Raw genomic sequence first — 20,118 nt, 5'->3', positions numbered from 1 at the left:
TATGTCGCATGCGGGGTCGCTGTTTACGATTTACCAACAACATGTAGAGCGCCACCCAAACGCCACCATGCTCGTTCAAGAGGGTCAAACTGTGAGCTATTCGCAGTTTGACCAACAGGTCCATCAAACAGCCGCCTGGCTGCTCCAGCAGGGCATAGAACCCGGTGACCATGTCGCAGTTTGGCTGATCAATCGCACCGAGTGGTTAGTACTGCTTTTTGCACTGGCCAAAATCGGTGCCACACTTGTCGCCGTCAACACAAAATATCGTGCGCATGAGCTGCAATATATTTTGACAAACTCACACGCCACGACACTCATCCTGCAGCTCAATTTTAAAAAGATTGATTTCGCCGCAGTCGTGAAAGATGTTGACCCTCAGGCACTCAAGCATCTCCAGCGCGTCATCATGCTGGATGCCGACGCCTCGACACCGACTCGCTTACTTGACCGTCCAGTCATTGCTTTTAAACCCAGTACTTTGATGGATGATTCTTTTTCAAAGGACGCAGAGAACACAAGCTCACTCGCCGATCGAAACGTTGCGTTCTTTACGACTTCAGGCACCACCAAGGGGCCGAAGCTTGTCATGCATACGCAACGCACGCTTAGTGAGCATGCTCAGCACGTCACCTCTGGTTATCACTTTGGCGAGCCCGGCGACAAGCTGCTCGCAGCACTGCCTCTATGTGGTGTCTTTGGTTTAAACAGTGTGCTGGGTGCGATCGCTGCTGGGATGCCTGTCGTACTGATGGATTTCTTTGATGGAAATACCGCTGCAACACTGATTAAAGAGAAACAGATCACTCATGTTTTTGGCAGTGACGAAATGCTGCGTCGCTTGATTGAGGATGCTGAGCCAACGCCCTTTCCTTCGCTGAAGACGTTTGGATTCGCATCCTTTAGTCCTCGTTTCATTGACCTGGCCAAAGCATTGATTCCTCGCGGCATTCCCATGCGAGGTTTGTACGGATCGAGCGAGGTCATGGCACTATTTTCTCTGCAACAGCCTGACATCCCCATCGAGGAGCGCGCGCTCGGCGGCGGCTATCCCGCAGCGGGCTCGCTTGCAACAGTGCGCGCTAGAGATCCAGAGTCAGGAGCGATTTGCGCACCAGGCATCTCAGGCGAGCTGGAAATACACTCTCCAACGTTATTTAAAGGATATTTCAACAACCCACTTGCCACCAAAGAAGCCTTCACAGAAGATGGCTTTTTTAAAACAGGCGACCTCGGTTATGTCAGAGCAGACGGCAGCTTTGTCTATCAGTCCCGAATGGGTGACACCATGCGACTAGGCGGCTTTCTTGTAGATCCAACAGAGATTGAACAGTTGCTTGCTGAGCAACCTGAAATCAAAAGCGCGCAAGTCGTTGGTATTGAAATCAAAGGTCAACTCAGGCCTGTCGCATTTGTCATTGGATCTGACACACTCAGCGATCAGTCAAAGAGCGATGCAATCGACGCAAAGGGCATCCTCGCCAGACTTTCCAAACAACTCGCCGCCTTCAAAGTCCCCACCCACCTCTGGTTCATCGACGCCTTTCCCGCCACCGCAAGCGCCAATGGCGATAAATTTCAGCGCGTCAAACTCAGAGAACTGGCACAACAAAAACTAGATTCAGCACAGAGCGCTTAAGTAACAGCAAGCCATGCAGCCCTAAACAGTTCGGTGCGCTGGCTTTCTCGGCCTACTTCGCAGGCTGCCCTCAGACCCCTTGCGTTGACGGCGACGACCCCTAACTCGCTTCGCTCAAACAGGGGGTCGTCTTTTTCCCGTCAACACGGCGGGGCTTCGGCTCGACAGGCAGCGCACCGAACTGTTTAGGGCTGCATGGCTTTTACCTATAGAGGCTCTTAACCAGCCACCACAGGAATCCCTGCGATCTTTGCTGACCATTCTTTTGGTCCAGTCGTATGCACCGAAGTCCCCTTAGAATCAACCGCCACCGTCACAGGCATATCCACCACATCAAATTCGTAGATGGCTTCCATGCCCAGATCAGCAAAACCGATGACCTTGGCGCCACGGATCGCTTTAGAAACCAAGTAAGCCGCACCACCCACCGCCATCAAATAAGCCGACTGATGCTTACGAATCGCATCAACCGTTGCAGGACCCCGCTCAGCCTTACCAATCATCGCAAACAAGCCCGTCTTCTCCAACATCATATCGGTGAACTTATCCATGCGTGTCGACGTTGTCGGGCCCGCAGGTCCCACCACCTCATCACCAACTGGATCAACAGGACCCACGTAATAAATCATCTTGCCGTGGAAGTCGACGGGCAAGGGCTCGCCCTTGGCCAGCATATCCTGAATGCGCTTGTGAGCCGCATCGCGACCGGTCAGCATTTTTCCGTTGAGCAACAGGGTCTGGCCTGGTTTCCAGCTGGCGACTTCTTCGCGCGTCAGTTTATTCAAATCCACTTGCTTGGACGATTTGTAGTCTGGTGCCCAATGCACATCCGGCCAATCTGACAAGGAAGGACGATGCAAATGAGCAGGACCTGAGCCATCCAACACAAAATGCGCATGGCGAGTCGCCGCACAGTTTGGAATCATGGCAACGGGGAAGGAGGCCGCATGGGTGGCGAAGGTCTCGATTTTGACATCCAGCACCGTCGTCAAACCACCCAAGCCCTGCGCGCCAATCCCAAGCGCGTTGACCTTTTGATAGATCTCAATCCGCAATTCTTCGAGCTTGTTACTTGGACCGCGCTCAAGCAGCTCATACATATCCAAGTCTTGCATCAACGAGTGCTTGGCCATCAGCACGGCCTTTTCTGCTGTGCCGCCCACACCAATCCCGAGCATGCCTGGTGGACACCAGCCAGCACCCATTGTGGGAACTGTTTTCAACACCCAGTCCACGATCGAATCATTCGGATTCAACATGGCGAGCTTGGATTTGTTTTCTGAGCCGCCACCTTTGGCCGCCACCTGCACATCGACCGTGTCGCCCTGCACCAGCTCAACGTTGACGATACAGGGTGTGTTGTCCTTGGTGTTTTTGCGCAAGAAAATTGGATCATCCAGCACCGAGGCACGCAAAGGATTGTCCGGATTGAGATAACCGCGGCGCACACCCTCATCGCACAACTCCTGAATACTCTTTTTGGAGTTGAAACGGACATCCATACCAATTTTCAGAAAGACGTTGACGATGCCCGTGTCCTGACAAATAGGACGGCGGCCCTCGGCGCTCATGCGCGAGTTAGTCAGAATCTGTGCAATCGCATCCTTGGCTGCGGGGCTTTCCTCGCGCTCATAGGCACGCGCCAAGTGCTTGATGTAATCAGCCGGGTGGTAATAGCTGATGAACTGGATCGCATCGGCGATCGAACTGACGAAATCTTCTTCTTGAATAGTGATGGACATAGAGAACCCTATCTGTGTTTCGATGTGTGAAAACGATGCTGCAATGGATAAAAATCAAATTATTTAGGCACACGCATGTGCCACGAGAGTTACTTGCCTCGCCAGACCGGTTTGCGCTTTTCCGCAAAAGCCGTTGCGCCTTCTTTGCCGTCTTCGGACATGAAAATGTGCTCAATCAACGGACGCTGCAAGTCAAACATATCGGCCGCAGGAAAATCCAGCCCTTTGTTGACGACATTTTTCACTGCCTGAATCGCTAAAGGTCCATTTTCGCAGATTCGACGCGCCAAGTTGATGGCTTCGGACAGCGCCTGACCTGGGTCGGCCATGACATTGACCAGACCAAACTGATGCGCTCGCTCAGCCGTCAACATATCTCCCGTGAGCAGCACCTCCATCGCGATGTGATAGGGAATTTGACGCGGCAAACGCACCAAGCCCCCCGCACCCGCCACGAGACCTCGCTTGACCTCGGGCAAACCGAAATTCGCATTATTCGCTGCCACGATCAGGTCGCACGCCAGCACCATCTCAAATCCGCCCGCTACCGCATAACCTTCGACAGCTGCGATCAGAGGCTTTTTAGGAGGCGACTCATTCAGGCCACCAAAACCCTTGCCCGGAATCGCCGAGCGCTTACGCGTCTTGGCAAAGTCCTTTAAGTCCATCCCAGAGCTAAACGTGCCGCCCGCACCAGTCAAAATTCCGATTCGAACGTCCTCGCGGGCATCCATTTGGTCAAAGGCGTCCGAAAGCTGCTGCGCCGTGTCAAAACTGATGGCATTACGCGCCTCAGGGCGGTTGATCGTAATAATTAGGATACCGTCGGTGAAATCCACGCTAACCAAACTGGACATGGGTGCTCCTTAGGGAAAAAAGGCGAAATATTCAATAAAAACGACTGAATTTCTTAAATCATAGGCGATTCACGCCCAAACAGTCTTTAGAACCCTTGCCCCATCACCATACACCCCGCCCCCAAGCTAAAATGCAGCCTTATTTCGCCATTATTGCGTCAAATTTTCATGATCACTTTTCAGCAAATTATCCTGCGCTTGCAAGAGTATTGGGATCAACAGGGTTGTGCCCTGCTCCAACCCTATGACATGGAGGTCGGTGCTGGTACCTCGCATACCGCGACCTTTTTGCGGGCAATCGGCCCAGAGCCATGGCGCGCAGCCTATGTACAGCCCTCGCGTCGCCCCAAAGACGGTCGTTATGGCGAAAACCCAAACCGTCTGCAGCACTACTATCAATACCAAGTCGTGCTCAAGCCGGCACCTCCAAACATTTTGGACCTCTATATTGGCTCGCTCGAAGCCCTCGGTATCCGTCCAACTGAGCACGACGTCCGCTTTGTCGAGGATGACTGGGAAAATCCCACCCTCGGTGCTTGGGGCCTTGGCTGGGAAGTCTGGCTCAACGGCATGGAAGTCACCCAGTTCACCTATTTTCAGCAAGTAGGCGGTCTGGACTGCACCCCAACCACGGGAGAAATCACCTACGGCCTCGAACGCCTGGCCATGTACTTGCAAGGTGTTGAGAGCGTCTATGACTTGGTCTGGACCGACGGACCGAATGGACGTGTGCTCTACCGCGACGTGTTTCACCAAAACGAAGTCGAACAATCCACTTATAACTTTGAACATTCGGATGCTGAAACACTGTTCAGACACTTCACGGATTTCGAGACCTTGGCCAAGCGCCTCATGGAAGTCCCCTTGGCGCTGCCCGCTTACGAGGCGACGCTCAAAGCGGCCCACACCTTCAATATGCTCGACGCACGTGGTGCGATTAGCGTGACGGAGCGTGCCGCTTACATCGGACGCATCCGCAACCTGTCACGCGCCGTCGCTCAGGCCTATTACGAATCACGCGAAAAATTAGGTTTCCCCATGTTGCACGCCACACAAGGGGCTCAGTCATGATCAAGCGTCCCCTGCTCGTTGAACTCTTTACCGAAGAGCTTCCACCCAAAGCCTTGCCCAAACTCGGACAGGCTTTTGCCGAGGGTCTCTTCACTGCACTTTCCCAGCACGGTCTGATCGGAAAAGACAACACAATCGTTCCGTTTGCCTCACCTCGACACATGGCGGTCAGATTGTCCCAAGTTCTGGAAGAGGCGCCTGAGCAGGCATTTTCTGAAAGGCTGATGCCCGTCAAAATCGCCTTAGACGCTGCCGGTGCAGCAACCCCTGCACTCCTTAAAAAACTCGCGGCGAAAGGCTGGGAGCAACTGGACGTGAGTCAACTGGGACGCGAGTCCGATGGCAAACAAGACTACCTGGTGGCGAGCGGAACGGCTCCCGGTGCCAAACTTGTGGACGTTTTACAAGCTTCGATCGAAGCCGCCATCGCAGGCCTGCCCATCCCCAAGGTGATGAAATACCAATTGGCCGATGGGCACACCTCCGTCAAATTTGTCCGTCCTGCGCATGGCCTGATCGCCTTATTTGGTGACGCCGTGATTCCTGCAGAGATTCTCGGTTTAAAAGCGGGACGCGTCACGCACGGACATCGCTTTTTACATCCAGGACCACTCAGCATTACACATGCTGACAGTTACGAAACTCAACTCGCCGAGACCGGCTTTGTGGTGGCATCCTTTGACAAACGCCGCGCGCAGATTCAGGCTTTGCTGGATGCGCAAGCGAGCAAGCTAGGTGGATCACTCGGTCACGACCCAGAAGTACCGGCCTTGCTGGATGAAGTCACCGCCTTGGTCGAAGCGCCCGTTGTCTATGTTGGCACCTTTGAGGAACGTTTTCTGGCTGTCCCTCAGGAATGTCTGATTTTGACTATGCGTCTCAATCAAAAGTATTTCCCACTCTTTGACCCCGTCACTGGCAAGCTCACCAATCAGTTTTTGATTGTGAGCAACATGCCAACCGACAAACCTGTCGCGATCATTGAGGGCAACGAGCGCGTGATTCGTCCTCGCTTGGCTGATGCTGAATTCTTTTTTGAAACAGATCGCAAGATGCCGCTTGCGGCACGCGTTGAACCGCTCAGCACCATCGTTTATCACAATAAACTCGGCACGCAGCTAGAGCGCTCGCACCGCGTTCAAAAAATTGCCACTTGGCTTGCACACGCTCTTGGGGCCCATGTCGACGAGTGCTCGCGTGCAGCCTTGTTGGCCAAGGCTGATCTCAATACCAATATGGTGGGCGAGTTTCCTGAACTGCAAGGCATTATGGGCGCCTATTACGCCCGTGCAGATCAAGAGCCTGCTGGCGTTGTCGAGGCCCTTGCCGGTCAATACCGCATCCGCATTGATACGCCCGTCACCGCAGCGCATCTCACTGCGACGGTGCTGTTCATGGCCGAGCGTGCAGAAACCCTTGTGGGCATTTGGGGCATTGGACTCGCACCGACTGGCGAGCGAGATCCTTTCGGTCTGCGGCGTGCGGCACTTGGCCTGATCAGTGCGTTCGAGCAATTAACTGCCGGAGCAATCCTGCACATTCAACAAGACGGTCCCCTGACCTTGCAGGGACTTTTGCAAGCAAGCGCAGATACCTTTGCGCCCGGCACACTGCAAACCGATACCGTTGCCGAGGTTGGGACGTTTATTCTCGAGCGCTTGCGCAATCAGCTCATCACCCAGCATGATCGCAATGCAGTCGAGGCCGTGCTGGCCCTCACGCCTCCGCTGCATCAAATCCCCGCTCGCGTGGCCGCTGCCGAGGCCTTCGCGCAAAGTCCTGATGCCGCAAGCTTGGCTGCTGCTAACAAGCGTATGGGCAATCTCTTGAAAAAGACCGAAGAAGCACTGCCTGCAGTGAATCCCGCACTCTTAACTGAGCCCGCTGAGCAGGCGCTCGCCCAGAGCATTGCCGCAGTCCAGCCAGTGGCTCAGCAACAATTCGATGCAGGCGACTACAAAGCAGCCTTGGCAACCTTGGCGCAAACGCGCGAGGCCGTCGATGCTTTCTTTAATGACATTATGGTGATGGCCGAAGACCAAGCGGTCCGTCTGAATCGGCTTGCACTGCTTGCCCAGCTCCATCGTTTGATGAATCAAGTCGCTGACATTTCCAGACTGGCGACATGAAACTCATCATCCTCGATCGTGACGGTGTGATCAACGAAGATAGTCCGGACTATGTCAAAGGTCCGGACGAGTGGCATGCCATCCCCGGCAGCTTGCAGGCCATCGCGCGCCTGCATCAAGCTGGTTGGACTGTCGCGATCGCGTCGAATCAATCCGGTTTGGCTAGGGGCTTGTTTGATATTTCCGCTCTGACTGCCATTCATCTCAAGCTACGCAAAGAACTCGCACAACTGAACGGTGCTGTGGATTCGATTTTTGTCTGCCCGCACGGTCCAGATGATGGCTGTCTGTGTCGAAAACCTCTTCCTGGTTTGTTTCACGATATCGCTCGACGCTACGACGTTGACCTCACCGACGTCCCAACCGTGGGTGACTCTCTGAGAGACATCCAGGCTGGTGCGAGTGCAGGCTGTCGGCCTTGGCTCGTACAAACGGGCAATGGTCCTCAAACCCTTCGACAAGGCCAACTTCCTGACAATACGCAGGTTGTTCAAAACCTCGCTGAAGCCGTTGAAAAAATACTCACCCATGCTCAATAAACTTTTTCTGACTCTACGTGCAACGCTCTACACCTTGTTTTTGGTGGTCACGGTCATTCCCTACGCTTTTGCTTGCATGATCTGGTCACCGCTTGCCTTGAACTGGCGTTACACACTCACAATGGGTTGGCCGAGACTCGCAGTCTGGGGAGCAAAAGTCATTTGTGGCGTGCGTTGGCAGGTGCAAGGATGGGAAAATCTACCCGACGGTCCCGCGATTGTTTTATCCAAGCACCAGTCCGCTTGGGAGACCTTGTTTTTGCCCGCCTACCTGCCCCGCGAAGTCTGCTTTGTTTACAAACGCGAATTACATCGCGTACCCTTTTTCGGCTGGGGCTTGGCCTTGCTCGCCATGATCCCGATCGACCGTAGCAAAGGCCGTGATGCCTTTGAGCAAGTCGTCAAAGTCGGGCAACAACGACTCGACGAAGGACGCTGGCCCATTTTATTTCCCGAAGGCACGCGAATCGCGCCAGGTAAGGTGGGACGCTTCAAAATGGGCGGGGCCTTGCTTGCCATTCGTACCGGCGCGCCGGTCATTCCCATCGCGCTCAACGCCGGCGAATGCTGGCCGCGCAATGCCTTTATCAAAAAACCTGGTTGCATCACTGTCTCTATTGGTCCCGCCATCGACTCAGCAGGCCTCACGCCAGAGATCCTCAACGAGCGTGTGCAAGCATGGATCGAAGCCGAGATGCAACGCTTGAATCCAGAGCGTTATCCCACGCAACCATGAGCCAACTCGAGCTCTTGCTTTCAGATGCCGACACCCCAAAACCTGGGTGGACAGTTGCGCCTGAAACCATTCCGCTCGGCGCCAAATGGCGAATTGTTCGACACGGCGATCAGGCGGTCGGATTTAGCTTGTTACGCTCGCGCCGTCGCAGCATTGGCTTTGTGATTCAAGACGAAGGCCTGAGAGTGACCGCACCCAACTGGGTCACACTCTCCCAGATTGATGAAGCCGTGATCGAAAAAATGCCGTGGATTCTTGCCAAGCTCCAAGACTGGCAAGCCCGAAAAGAACGACTTGAAATGGCGCATACCCGCTGGCAATCAGGCGGAGAACTCCCCTACATGGGTTGCAAAATTATCTTGCGCAACGGTATCCCTGGCGAGCACGTCGCACGCGGCACCGCTTATTTTGAAGGCAATCCAGATGCGCCCGAGCACGGCCAACTGCTCTGGCTCCCCTTGCCAAATGATGCTGACGCGCATCGCATCCGTGACATGGCACAAGCCTGGCTGCAAGGGCGCGCCCGAGTGTGGTTTGAACAACGTCTTAAACACTTTCTTGACAAGACAGGTCTGACAATTAGTCGCTGGCGCCTATCGTCAGCAGCCACGCGCTGGGGCTCATGCACCAGTGACGGCAACATCATGCTCAATTGGCGCCTGATCCATTTTTCGCCCATGGTGATCGACTATGTCATTGCCCACGAACTCGCACACTTACGAGAAATGAATCATAGCCAGGACTTTTGGTCTGAAGTGCAACAACTGTATCCAGATTATCAGCAGGCGAAAAAGATACTCAAACATCACACCCCTGATCACGTGCCTGAATTGTGATGGGCACCAGCCGTCCATTGGTATGATTCCACAACCAATCAGATCTGCACTTTTCTTCTAAAGGACGCTCCATGAAAATTTTGCACACTATGCTGCGCGTTGGAAATCTCGAACGCTCTATTGAGTTCTACACAAAAGTACTTGGCATGCACGTCCTGCGCAGCACTGAATACCCCAGCGGCCGTTTTACCAACACCTTTGTTGGCTATCAAGACGAAAGTGAAGGTGCTGTCTTGGAGTTGACCTATAACTGGGATACCACTTCCTATGATCTCGGCACCGGCTATGGCCACATCGCACTGTCTGTGGAAAATGCCTACGAAGCTTGCGATCTCGTCCGCGCTCGCGGTGGCAAAGTCACGCGCGAGGCGGGTCCGATGAAGCACGGCACCACAGTGATTGCCTTTGTTGAGGATCCAGACGGTTACAAAATCGAACTTATCCAAAAAAAGACAGCCTCCTGATCGCATGAAAATTGTCATCGCCCCCGACTCTTTTAAAGAGTCGCTCTCCGCACCCGCTGTGGCCGCAGCGATCGCGCACGGCCTGCGAAGAGCCTTGCCAAATGTCGACTGCCTCTGCATTCCTATGGCGGATGGGGGTGAAGGAACCGTGGAGGCCATTCTCACGGCGACTCAAGGTGAAAGGCGCGTCAACACTGTGCAAGATGCTCTGGGCCGTGCTATTGAAGCGCCTTGGGGCTGGCTCCCAGGTAAGGTTGCCATCATTGAAATGGCTTGCGCTGCAGGCCTTGAGCATATTGCCGTGTCTGAACGAGACCCTTTATGCGCAAGCAGTTATGGCGTGGGCCAATTGATACGCCATGCGCTTGATCTTGGGGCTGAGAAAATTGTTCTCGGCCTAGGTGGCTCTGCGACCAATGACGGGGGTGCGGGCATGCTTCAAGCGCTTGGGCTTGTTCTCTTGGATGAGCAAGGCCAGACACTTCCCCCAGGTGGGGCCGCGCTTGCCCGACTGGCGCATATCGATCGCACCCACCTCGATACCAGACTGAGTCAAGTTGAATTTACCATTGCGTCGGATGTGAACAATCCCCTATGCGGCCCCTCGGGAGCCTCGGCCATTTTTGGACCTCAAAAAGGAGCCACCCCCGAGCAAGTCATCACCTTGGACCATGCCTTAGGTCGTTTTGCGCAAGCATGTGCCCAGACGCTTGGACAAGACCACCGTGAAGCACCGGGTGCTGGTGCGGCAGGTGGTGTAGGGTTCGCTGCACACGCATGGCTGCACGCCCGCTTTCGACCCGGCGTCGAGGTGGTGGCAGAGCTCGGTGGCCTCGTACAAGCCATCAAGGGTGCCCAACTCGTGATTACGGGAGAGGGGCGTATGGACGCGCAGACCCTGCATGGCAAAACACCAATGGGTGTCGCAAAAATTGCGCAAGCTGCAGGCATCCCTGTGATCGCGATCGCAGGCTCCTTGGGCGAAGGCTATCAAGCCTTATATCAAACCGGAATTGTGGCAGCGTTTAGCCTAGTTTCCGGGCCCTCTACGTTAGCGCATGCCTGTACACACGCAGAGTCTCTGCTGAGCGATCGGGCACAAGATATTTTGAGGGTGTGGCTCGCTGCGCGGGCCTAACGCACACCTGCATGCCACAAGGCATCCGTCATGCCGACAAACCCCGCAACAGACACCTGCTCTGCGCGCCAAGTCGGTTCGATACCCAGCGCTTGCCAAGGAATCAAAGCAGTCCATTCACCCATGACACCGCGCAACATTTTGCGACGTTGGGAAAAGGCGCGCTGAACAACCTGCGCAAACAAGGTGTCGCTTTGCGCGCGTAAACGTTCCGCGCCCAAGGGAATCATCCGCACAATTGAGGAGGTCACGCGCGGCGGTGGATCAAAAGCATCTGGAGAGACATCGAATAGCTTTTGAATGCGATAGCGATATTGCAACATCACCGACAAGCGACTGTAATCAGACTCGCCAGCACTTGCGACCATGCGATCGACCACCTCTCTTTGCAACATGAAGTGCTGATCGATGACCCGCTCTGCACTCCCTACCAAAGCAAACAACAAAGGGCTTGAAATGTTGTAGGGCAAATTGCCCACAATCCGAAGCTTGTCGCCAAACTGAGCGAAATCAATTTGCAGGGCATCGCCCTCAACAATGTTGAGCTGTTCAGCCGGAAAACGCTCGCGCAAACGCTGGGCGAGGTCGCGGTCGATCTCCACCACGGACAAGCGATTGAGACGCTCGAGCAACGGTGCCGTCAGCGCAGACAAGCCAGGCCCAATCTCGACCATATTGTCTTGCTGCTGCGGCGCAATCGCGCGAACAATCGACTCCACCACAGCGATGTCGACCAGAAAGTTCTGGCCAAAGCGCTTGCGCGCTTGGTGCGCTTGGTTGGAGTGGCTATTTACCACGTCCTAGCGTCCAGACTGACGCTGGCTTTTCTCAAGCCTGTTATCAATAAAGGAGTTCGTACGGACTTGCTGCAACCATGCGTCAAACGCAACGCTTGAACGCTGTTGGAACAGGAGTTGTCGCGCCTGATTTCTCAGGAACTGATCCGCCATATCTTGAGTACGACGTCCATCCACAATGATGAGGTGCCAACCGAATTGGCTTTGTACGGGAACGCTGACCTCACCTTCTTTAAGCGCATTCATCGCCTTTTCAAAGGGCGGAACTGTTTCGCCTGGGTTGAGCCAACCTAGCACGCCGCCTTGAGGAGCAGAGGAGTCATTAGAAAAGCGTTTAGCCAAATCTGAAAAAGATTCTCCACCCTGAACAATTCGCTGTCGAATTTGCTCCAGTCTCTGACGGGCAATATCGTCCGTCACGACTGCAGTGGTCTTGATCAAAATATGTCTAGCCTGAGTTTGCTGAACCGGCATGGGTCCTTGGGGGATGGGTCCACCAGGCGTTCCAGGTGCAGGCGTTGCTTGCGGCTTAGGTTTAGGCTCTGGTGGCGGTGCACCACCAGCGCGACCAATCACTTTCAGGATATGAAAACCGTTCGGGCTTTTAATGATGTTGCTGATCTGCCCGTCGGGTACGCCCGCCACGCCTTTGGTGAACAAATCAGGCCAGTCAGTCGCCAAGCGCACGCCCATATCTCCTCCACGACTGGCTTCTGGACCGTCCGAAGAAGATTTAGCGACCGCGTCAAAACTTTCACCACGACGCACTCGCGTGAGTAAGGCTTGAGCCTTAGCGCGCAGCGCTTTAACTTCCTCATCGGTGGAGCCCTCAGGTACGCGTACCAAAATTTGAGCCAGTCCCATAATGGCGGGCTTGACCGCTTGTGGCTTAGGTGGTGGCGGCTTGGGTGCCGGTGGTGGCGCTGGACGTACGGATAATGGCAGGTTGCCTTCTTTGCGCGCCTTTTGTTCACGGAGATAGGAATCGACATCTGCATCGCTGACAAAAATTGTGCTGTCCACCACTTTTTGTCTAAGCTGCTCGACCATGATCTCACGACGAATCATGGAGCTGTAATCTGACCAGCTAATGCCTGCACCCTCAATCTGTTTGCGCATACTGGCGACTGTCGTGTTGTTGCGCTTTGCAACAATTTCAAGTGCTGCATTGAGCATCGTATCGGTGATATCGATACGCTGGCGACGCGCCTCTTGCTGCTCAAGCGTTTCAGTGATCAGTCTCTGCAAGATCTGAGGCTCAAGTACGGAATCGGGCGGAGCCTGAATACGCTGAGCGGCGAGCTCTCGTTTTGAAATCCGAATGCGGGCATCCAGCTCGCGACGCGTGATGACGTCTTTATTAACGACCGCAACAATACCGTCAGCATCTCGGTCAGCAGGTGCTTTTTGTGCAGTATTTGCGCGTACTGGAGCAGGCGCACCTAGCTGCGCCACGCTTGGCATCGCCAAGGTCGCAAGACCCATCCAAGCCAGCCAGGTTAAACAGCGCTGTAAGCTGTTTGCTCTTTTTGTTGAGCGTGTCATCGCAATCGCCTTTAAGCTTGCCATTGAGCTTGCCATCATTCGTACCTTTCAAATTTACTAATGCTTGGAACTGGAGGATTGATCGGCTGATAATCAGGAATGCTCCGACCAATCACGCCCATTGGATTCTGGCCTAAATTGCCGAGTCCGCCGAGTTCGAGCTGAAAAAATATACCTGTATTGGTTTGGTCGACGCTCACCACATAGCGCTGCACAACGACCCGACCGGTCCAACAACAATCGCCTTTGTACTCCAGTCCCATCACAGCCTGGGTGACTTTGGGTACGGCCTTGATCAAAGAAGGATCAATCACACTCGGCGCCGTGGCGTTGTTCAGAGAGTAATCCACCCGTCCGATCGAGTACCACTTATTTGTGAGCGGCCACTGAAAGGCTGCGCTAACTTGATTTTGACCCTGAGACTGATAAAGACTCAACGCGGGTGGATTGACCTGATAGCGATAGGATAAGGCAAGTGTCGCGAGCCTCTGCGGACGCCAGCGACTGGTAATCTGGGCACGACTGATCTGGCTGGCGTAGGGGTTGTATTGCACCAACGAGGTCAAATTGAGGGTATCGGTCAGCGCCGCACTTCCACCAAACAAAAACTGAGACTTGGTATTGGTCCGCGGCACCTGGCCAGGTAAAGTGACCTGTTCATCCTCGAAGTAAAACTGCTGAGCAACACCCAGCTGCAAACGCTCAAAACCAGAGCTTGCGTCGAGCCAGCGGGTCGTCAAGGCAAAGGTCGCTTGGTTGGCGTTTGCGATCCGGTCAAAACCTGCGAAGATATTTTCCTGAAAGGCAGAAGAAAAACTAAAGTCTGCCAAGGTGGTGTCGTAAACAGGAAACTGGGACTGATCCCGATACGGCACACGCAGATAATAGGCGCGAGGCTCCAAGGTCTGGAGTGCGCCTTTGCCGAAGAATGTCGTGTCGCGCTCAAACGTCATGCCCGAATCGACGGACATGATGGGCAGGGCCCGCGAATTAGACGCTTGACCATAGCCAAAGTTCTGCTCCAAGCCATACCAGTTGGTTTGGTACTGGGCCAGACTCAGGGCGATCTTGGGGGTGATGTACCAACCTGGTTGCACGATGGGGTAGGCAATCGAGTTGTAGGAGAGCAGACGTTGTCCGTCTGGACGCCAGCGCAAACTGCCGCCAGGGCCGTAAGCAAAGCGATTATCGAGGGGTGCCTTAAACTCCGTCGCAGTGTTTAAGCTCTGCACATCAAATCCGCCGAAATCAAAACGTGCTGCGTTTAAAGTGTATTCGGGGACTTTGTTGTACTGAGGAATACCGGTCAACGTCTGAAACGTCGACACTTGCACGCTGGTGTTGAAGTACTCGTTGGCCCAGCCTCCACCGGCCTGCCGTGGCAAGGCGCTGATGACGGCCTGATTGATGCCTAAGCTTGCAAAATCATCAAAGTATTTGTTGTCCGATACACCATTGATGTTGTACGCACCATAAAACCCGCGACCAAAACTCTGGCTATGTTGGGCGCTGTAGAGCCAGCGATCCTCACCAGTCTGGAGATCTTTTGACAAATACGTACCGGCCATCGTCCCGCTGTAACTTTGGCCGAGATAACGAAACTCTCCGCCAAGCTGAACGCCACGTTTGGACATCGCGCGCGCCTGCAGCGTGGCATCGTAGTTAGGCGCGATATTAAAATAGTAGGGCTGCGTGTAGTCAAAGCCCGTGTTGGACGTGTTACCGAAAGTTGGTAACAAGAAACCTGATTTTCGCTCTTTTCTGATGGGAAACGTCAGATAAGGCGAGGCCAAAATTGGAACATCTTTAAAGTACAAGACACCATTACGGGCCACACCTTCATTGGCGGCATAGTCCAAATCAAGCTTTTCCGTCTCGATATACCAAGACGGCTGTGGGCATGGGCAACCGCTGTAGGTGACATCAGTCAGACTCATCTGATCGCGGTTAAAGACATCCGCCCAGGAGCCAACCCCCGCGCCACCGTTGTCCACCCAAAAGTTAGGCTGAGCGACGCTGGCAGTACCGTCCTCGGAGTTGTAAATGATGCTGGTGCCGGTGATCACGTTACCGTCCCGGATCAAACGCGCATTGACCTGTGCGTCCATCACACCCGTGCGTTTGTTGTAATCAATGATATTAGCTTTGAGGACGGCATCCTGACGTCTGATGGTCGCTTTACCCCGCAGCTTGGCGTTTCCCAAGCCATCACCCTCCATTTGGGCACCTTCGAGGAAGGCCGGCATTTCTTTGTCTGGGACCGTACTGCGCTCAAGCAATGGTGAAACGCGCAAACCTGGGCCTACAATCGCTGGGGTCACGGAAATAGGGGTAGGTTGAGCATGCGCTGCCGCAATCCCTAGCCCTAAAAACACCCAAAGCGAATGAAAGAGTCGCACGTTCTAAAAAGTCACCATAATACAAACAATTAGCAAAATAGACTGTATTTTGCTTTGGAAAATAACTCTGAGGATATGCCTCACACAGCCGCTATTATAGAGAAGCCCATCATCTTTGCTGCGATCATTTAAACCGTCTGCTTGATTCACTTTTTCATTAAATATTTACGCTCATGTCAACCATCAATTCAGAACCCAGAATGGCCAGTCTTCTTGAGTGGCTCGGCACGTGCTCACCCTCTTTAGGACTCGATTCCACCAGCCTCGCCCCGGCATCCAGCGATGCTAGCTTTAGGCGCTACTTCAGGATTGAAGCCGCGCAGGGTACGCTTGTCGTGATGGATGCGCCGCCTCCAAAAGAAGATTGCCGGCCCTTTGTCGACGTAGCACATCGGCTCGCAGCCGTAGGCCTCAACGTCCCCACCATCCTTGCGCAGGATTTAGCACAGGGTTTTTTACTTTTGACAGATTTGGGGCCCACCACGTATTACGACAGCATTCAGGCTGGCGTCACTGACGCTAGTTTGCAAGCAATGTATCGCGACGCACTTGCAGCTCTCGTGCAAATGCAAGCGGCTGATGCGACTGGACTGCCGATTTATGACACCGTTCGCCTGAAGGACGAACTAGGTCTGTTTATCGAATGGTATGTGTCCGTGCATTGCAAGGTGAGCTTGGCGCCCGCGGCGCTCGAAGGGCTCAACCAAGTGTTTGATTTGCTCGTGACCCGCAACGCCGCACAACCTCGCGTTCTGGTGCATCGGGACTTTCACTCCCCCAATCTGATGCGCTGTGAGCGTCCAGAGCACGGCGCCAACCCGGGCATTTTGGACTTTCAGGATGCCGTTTCAGGTCCAATCACGTATGACCTGGCCTCCTTGGTGATGGATGCCCGCACCACTTGGGAAGAACCCCAGCAACTGGACTGGGCCATTCGCTACTGGGAACTTGCACGGAAAAATGGTCTGCCAGTACCGGCTGATTTCGCAGATTTTCACCAAGACTATGAGTGGATGGGTCTACAGCGTAATTTGCGTATCCTCGGAGTATTTGCCAGACTGAATCACCGCGACGGCAAAGCCGCCTATCTGGCACACATTCCGCGTGTCAATCAATACGTGCGCCAAGTCGCAGGACGATACATCGCCTTCAAACCGCTGCTGCGTATCCTCGACGAACTCGATCAAGTGCAAACAAAGGTCGGGTACACGTTCTGATGCGCGCGATGATTCTTGCCGCCGGGCGAGGCGAACGGATGCGCCCACTCACGGACACTGTGCCAAAACCTCTGCTTCCGGTCGCTGGCAAGCCTTTGATTCAGTGGCATATCGAAAAATTGGCAGCTGCGGGGATCACTGAGATTGTGATCAATCACGCCTGGCTGGGTGCCCTGATTGAGCACACCCTCAAAGATGGTCGCCAGTGGGGGGTCAATCTTCACTACTCTGCTGAAACGGTTGCGCTCGAAACAGCGGGTGGGATTGCCACAGCGCTGCCACTTTTGGGGACTGAGCCATTTTTAGTGATGAATGGCGACATTTGGTGTGACTGGAATCCGTTACAAGCTTTACAAATTGGTGCCAGCTTGGCTCAGAGTACGCAGCAAGCCTGGCTGCTACTTGTCCCCAATCCTGATCATCATCCCAAGGGGGATTTTGGACTCATGGCAAACGGACTGATCACAGACACAGACTCGCCTGCAGAAGCTCAAAAACACACCTTTTCTGGCATCGGTGTGTATAAACCATCACTTTTTGCTCAGACACCCGCGCATCAGCCAGCAAAACTTGCGCCCCTCCTCCGTCAAGCAATTGCGCGCAAGGGGATCACAGGTCAACTTCACCAAGGCGCGTGGATTGACGTCGGTACCCCAGAACGACTCAACACGTTAGAATGCATGCTTAAGAGTTGAGGTCCGCTCGCGGAGAAAGAGATGGTCATACGTGTCCAAGCTAAACGTGCGATTTTTAAACCCGCCCCGTATGACACACGGCGGGGCTCACGCGGCTTGCCGGGTTGGTTGATTTTATTTTTAGTCGGTATTTTGCTGGGCGGCGGCGGCGTTCTTTTTCTACAAGCCAGCTACGGCGAAAAGCGTCTGTCTCTCGCTGAGACGCAAAAGCTCACCGAAGAGCTCAAAAATCTTTCAGTCGAAAAACAATCCCTGCAAACGCGAGTCGATGCCTCTCAAAAAGTGCTCGATTCAGAAGTGCGCGTGCGCGATGAGCAAATTCATCAGCTTAAATCCAGCTTAGCCAAGGCCGAGTCGCTCATCGGTCCTTTACGCGAACAACTTAATTTGTTTGCGCAGACCCTGACCTTCGATCCGCGCTATGGTCCGATTGGTGTCAGCACCAGCTCATTTACCCAGGAAAAAAACGCGACCAAACTTTCTTATCTGGTGTGGTTGTTACAAGAAAATGCACAAAAACCAGAGTTCAAGGGATGGCTCGAACTTTCCTTTGAAGGGCGCTATGCCAATGGGCGTGTCGAGACAATCGTACTGCCTCGCATTGCGATCAAGCTCAATCACTATCTGCACGTGACGGGCACAACCGATTTCCCCGCCGGCTTTACCGCAACCCGCGCCAATGCCAAAGTAGTTACAGAGGATGGAAAGCGACAAGTGACATGGCGCGTCATGCCTGTCCAAATCAAATAAAACGGGCCATTGACCTCCCGTGCACACCCAAAATACCCACAATGTTGAGAGGACCTCGTCCGTCATCAACTTAAGCCGTTTGCTGCTGCTAGGTCTGTTGATCCATGCGGGGTTTGGTTTTCTGCTGACCCTGTCGGTCGACGAAGCCCATTATGTCTTGTACGCGGCCAAGCCTGACTGGAGCTACTTCGACCACCCTCCTCTGGTGGGCTGGATTCAATGGCCGTTGGTCGCCGCAGGTGCCCCGGACAGCGTGATCCGTCTGATTCCACAGGCACTTTGGCTGGTTTCCAGTTTGCTGGCGCGACAGTTGGCGATGCGGCTGTTCGACCAACAGCAGGTAACTGCGCACGGCTCCGATGTCGCCCAGCCCCTCAATCGCGACACAGTTGGGCTGTGGGCAGTCGGGCTCGTCTTGCTGGCTCCTGTCTTACACGTTCTGGCAGTCGGTCTCTTGCCAGACAGCTTGCTGATGGTGTGGGTACTGTTGCTGATGTCCGTCACGCTGAGCTTGGCACAGGCCGATCCGCTGCGGCACGAGTGGTCACGTTGGCTTGCGCTTGGCCTGCTGCTCGGACTGGCTGGGCTCTCCAAATACACCGCCATCCTGCCTGCTTTAGCCGTGATTGTGACGCTTTTAGTGGCTCGCGGGGTGAGATTGCTGTGGACAAGCGGTCCTTGGCTAGCAGCCGCCTTGGCTCTTTTACTCATTAGCCCAGTACTCCTCTGGAATGCGCACAACGAGTGGATTTCTTTTGCCTATCAGCTCAAACATGGCAGTGGTGGTGCCTGGCAAGCAAAAAGACTCGCGGCGTTTATTGGCATACAAATTGTGGCCTACGGCCCCTTGCTGGTGTTGGGTGCCTATCTCGCCACGCGCCAGATTTTCCAAAGACGACAATGGCTGCTCGCATGTCTCTTATTGTTTTTCTTTATTCCCTTTGTGGTGACGGGCTTGATGTCGGGTGGTGGCGGAAGTCTGCCCCACTGGACTGCACCAGCCTGGCTGGCAATGACACCTTTCGCGGCGATCGCTCTCGCACAACGTTGGTCCAGTGGGCACAAGGCGCTCATTTTGGCGTTTATCCGGGCGCAAGTCGTCATCTGCCTCATTGCGTTTGCCGCCTTGTTTTTTGTTGGTATTCCTGGGCTGTCGGCAGACCACCCTTTGTCACGTAAAAACCCGCTCGCGGACCTATGGGGCTGGGATCAAGCGGGTATTCAAGCGCGAGAGCTTGCCCAAACGCACGATCTCAAGTCACTTTCTGTCAGAAACTGGACGCTTGGGAGTCGCCTCGCCTGGTATGCCAGACCTCTGCCTGTTCATGTCCTGGACAGCCGTTTCGACCAATTTGACCTGTGGTTCGGGAATATTCCGCCCGGGTCGGACAGTCTTTTTGTAAACTGGTCGCAAGTAAAGTTTGACCTACCGACCAAGCCGGGAGAGTTTGAATGGTGCCGACTGATTGGCACCTTTGAAGCAAAACGCTTCGAACGTCACATCTCACGCTTTGATTTCTACCATTGTCGTCACTGGGGTGCCACCCCAGGCACTCAATAAAGC

Annotated in this window: 17 protein-coding genes; 12 read left to right on the top strand and 5 right to left on the bottom strand. The window is 54.1% G+C overall.

The genetic code is table 11. The annotated features are described in order from the left end of the window. The first annotated feature begins 1 nt into the window (after position 1). Positions 2 to 1,639 carry an AMP-binding protein gene (locus WBJ47_RS01990; RefSeq protein WP_422245108.1) on the top strand — a complete coding sequence of 546 codons (1,638 nt, stop codon included), beginning with the start codon at positions 2 to 4 and terminating at the stop codon, positions 1,637 to 1,639. A gap of 218 nt (positions 1,640 to 1,857) precedes the next feature. Here the strand turns inward: WBJ47_RS01990 and WBJ47_RS01985 are convergent, their stop codons facing one another. Together WBJ47_RS01985 and WBJ47_RS01980 are read right to left on the bottom strand one after the other, a co-directional pair. Next, a complete protein-coding gene (locus WBJ47_RS01985) occupies positions 1,858 to 3,381 on the bottom strand; it encodes a fumarate hydratase (protein ID WP_422245109.1) in 1,524 nt (507 codons plus the stop codon). Between the two features lie 89 nt (positions 3,382 to 3,470). After that, entirely contained in the window at positions 3,471 to 4,238 is a 768-nt protein-coding gene (locus WBJ47_RS01980) for a crotonase/enoyl-CoA hydratase family protein (protein ID WP_422245111.1), read from the bottom strand. 168 nt (positions 4,239 to 4,406) lie between these two features. Between WBJ47_RS01980 and glyQ the strand changes: the two genes are divergently transcribed. The 7 genes from glyQ (at position 4,407) to WBJ47_RS01945 (ending at position 11,151) form a co-directional block, all read left to right on the top strand. Further along, the gene (glyQ, locus tag WBJ47_RS01975; RefSeq protein WP_422245113.1) at positions 4,407 to 5,309 is read left to right on the top strand and encodes a glycine--tRNA ligase subunit alpha; all 903 of its coding nucleotides are present in this window, start codon (positions 4,407 to 4,409) and stop codon (positions 5,307 to 5,309) included. Next, positions 5,306 to 7,438 carry a glycine--tRNA ligase subunit beta gene (glyS, locus tag WBJ47_RS01970; protein WP_422245114.1) on the top strand — a complete coding sequence of 711 codons (2,133 nt, stop codon included), beginning with the start codon at positions 5,306 to 5,308 and terminating at the stop codon, positions 7,436 to 7,438. Before glyQ ends, glyS begins: the two co-directional genes overlap by 4 nt. Next, entirely contained in the window at positions 7,435 to 7,977 is a 543-nt protein-coding gene (gmhB, locus tag WBJ47_RS01965; protein ID WP_422245116.1) for a D-glycero-beta-D-manno-heptose 1,7-bisphosphate 7-phosphatase, read from the top strand. The genes glyS and gmhB overlap by 4 nt, the downstream gene beginning before the upstream one ends. Next, complete coding sequence (locus WBJ47_RS01960) at positions 7,967 to 8,713, top strand: lysophospholipid acyltransferase family protein (protein ID WP_422245118.1); 747 nt, start codon at positions 7,967 to 7,969, stop codon at positions 8,711 to 8,713. The genes gmhB and WBJ47_RS01960 overlap by 11 nt, the downstream gene beginning before the upstream one ends. Then, a complete protein-coding gene (locus tag WBJ47_RS01955; protein WP_422245174.1) occupies positions 8,710 to 9,549 on the top strand; it encodes a M48 family metallopeptidase in 840 nt (279 codons plus the stop codon). The genes WBJ47_RS01960 and WBJ47_RS01955 overlap by 4 nt, the downstream gene beginning before the upstream one ends. 71 nt (positions 9,550 to 9,620) lie before the next feature. Beyond that, on the top strand, positions 9,621 to 10,013 hold the full coding sequence (gloA, locus tag WBJ47_RS01950; RefSeq protein WP_422245120.1) for a lactoylglutathione lyase: 393 nt from the start codon (positions 9,621 to 9,623) through the stop codon (positions 10,011 to 10,013). A 4-nt stretch (positions 10,014 to 10,017) separates the two neighbouring features. Continuing rightward, positions 10,018 to 11,151, top strand: coding sequence for a glycerate kinase (locus WBJ47_RS01945; protein ID WP_422245122.1), 1,134 nt, complete (start codon positions 10,018 to 10,020; stop codon positions 11,149 to 11,151). Here WBJ47_RS01945 and rsmA read toward each other — a convergent pair. Genes rsmA through WBJ47_RS01930 form a run of 3 tightly spaced genes read right to left on the bottom strand, consistent with a single transcriptional unit; the run spans position 11,148 to position 15,892 of the window. Further along, on the bottom strand, positions 11,148 to 11,948 hold the full coding sequence (rsmA, locus tag WBJ47_RS01940) for a 16S rRNA (adenine(1518)-N(6)/adenine(1519)-N(6))-dimethyltransferase RsmA (protein WP_422245124.1): 801 nt from the start codon (positions 11,946 to 11,948) through the stop codon (positions 11,148 to 11,150). The two genes, WBJ47_RS01945 and rsmA, sit on opposite strands and share 4 nt — an antisense overlap. Positions 11,949 to 11,951: 3 nt before the next feature. Next, positions 11,952 to 13,517, bottom strand: a complete 1,566-nt coding sequence (locus WBJ47_RS01935; RefSeq protein WP_422245126.1) for a peptidylprolyl isomerase — start codon at positions 13,515 to 13,517, stop codon at positions 11,952 to 11,954. A gap of 11 nt (positions 13,518 to 13,528) precedes the next feature. Next, positions 13,529 to 15,892, bottom strand: coding sequence for an LPS-assembly protein LptD (locus WBJ47_RS01930; protein WP_422245128.1), 2,364 nt, complete (start codon positions 15,890 to 15,892; stop codon positions 13,529 to 13,531). Positions 15,893 to 16,065: 173 nt separating this feature from the next. Here WBJ47_RS01930 and WBJ47_RS01925 point away from each other — a divergent pair, with 173 nt between their 5' ends. From WBJ47_RS01925 to WBJ47_RS01910, 4 genes are read left to right on the top strand one after another with little or no spacing between them, the layout of a single operon-like run. Next, positions 16,066 to 17,109 (top strand): aminoglycoside phosphotransferase family protein, encoded by a 1,044-nt coding sequence (locus tag WBJ47_RS01925; protein WP_422245130.1) that lies wholly within the window; start codon positions 16,066 to 16,068, stop codon positions 17,107 to 17,109. Further along, positions 17,109 to 17,804 carry an N-acetylmuramate alpha-1-phosphate uridylyltransferase MurU gene (murU, locus tag WBJ47_RS01920; protein ID WP_422245132.1) on the top strand — a complete coding sequence of 232 codons (696 nt, stop codon included), beginning with the start codon at positions 17,109 to 17,111 and terminating at the stop codon, positions 17,802 to 17,804. The genes WBJ47_RS01925 and murU overlap by 1 nt, the downstream gene beginning before the upstream one ends. 21 nt (positions 17,805 to 17,825) lie before the next feature. Then, entirely contained in the window at positions 17,826 to 18,554 is a 729-nt protein-coding gene (locus WBJ47_RS01915; RefSeq protein ID WP_422245134.1) for a DUF6776 family protein, read from the top strand. A gap of 19 nt (positions 18,555 to 18,573) precedes the next feature. Continuing rightward, a complete protein-coding gene (locus tag WBJ47_RS01910) occupies positions 18,574 to 20,115 on the top strand; it encodes a glycosyltransferase family 39 protein (protein ID WP_422245136.1) in 1,542 nt (513 codons plus the stop codon). The last annotated feature ends 3 nt before the right edge of the window (positions 20,116 to 20,118 follow it).

It is taken from the genome of Zwartia sp., assembly GCF_049655405.1.
GTDB lineage: Bacteria > Pseudomonadota > Gammaproteobacteria > Burkholderiales > Burkholderiaceae_B > Zwartia.
This window is presented reverse-complemented; position numbering and strand designations above follow the sequence as displayed.

Bases quoted from the DNA above. Each gene is read 5' to 3' on its own strand.
- glyS (WP_422245114.1), top strand. From the start codon at position 5,306: ATGATCAAGCGTCCCCTGCTCGTTGAACTCTTTACCGAAGAGCTTCCA.
- WBJ47_RS01985 (WP_422245109.1), bottom strand. From the start codon at position 3,381: ATGTCCATCACTATTCAAGAAGAAGATTTCGTCAGTTCGATCGCCGAT.
- glyQ (WP_422245113.1), top strand. From the start codon at position 4,407: ATGATCACTTTTCAGCAAATTATCCTGCGCTTGCAAGAGTATTGGGAT.
- WBJ47_RS01935 (WP_422245126.1), bottom strand. From the start codon at position 13,517: ATGGCAAGCTTAAAGGCGATTGCGATGACACGCTCAACAAAAAGAGCA.
- WBJ47_RS01955 (WP_422245174.1), top strand. From the start codon at position 8,710: ATGAGCCAACTCGAGCTCTTGCTTTCAGATGCCGACACCCCAAAACCT.
- WBJ47_RS01915 (WP_422245134.1), top strand. From the start codon at position 17,826: ATGGTCATACGTGTCCAAGCTAAACGTGCGATTTTTAAACCCGCCCCG.
- WBJ47_RS01980 (WP_422245111.1), bottom strand. From the start codon at position 4,238: ATGTCCAGTTTGGTTAGCGTGGATTTCACCGACGGTATCCTAATTATT.
- gmhB (WP_422245116.1), top strand. From the start codon at position 7,435: ATGAAACTCATCATCCTCGATCGTGACGGTGTGATCAACGAAGATAGT.
- WBJ47_RS01925 (WP_422245130.1), top strand. From the start codon at position 16,066: ATGTCAACCATCAATTCAGAACCCAGAATGGCCAGTCTTCTTGAGTGG.
- gloA (WP_422245120.1), top strand. From the start codon at position 9,621: ATGAAAATTTTGCACACTATGCTGCGCGTTGGAAATCTCGAACGCTCT.
- WBJ47_RS01960 (WP_422245118.1), top strand. From the start codon at position 7,967: ATGCTCAATAAACTTTTTCTGACTCTACGTGCAACGCTCTACACCTTG.
- murU (WP_422245132.1), top strand. From the start codon at position 17,109: ATGCGCGCGATGATTCTTGCCGCCGGGCGAGGCGAACGGATGCGCCCA.
- WBJ47_RS01990 (WP_422245108.1), top strand. From the start codon at position 2: ATGTCGCATGCGGGGTCGCTGTTTACGATTTACCAACAACATGTAGAG.
- WBJ47_RS01945 (WP_422245122.1), top strand. From the start codon at position 10,018: ATGAAAATTGTCATCGCCCCCGACTCTTTTAAAGAGTCGCTCTCCGCA.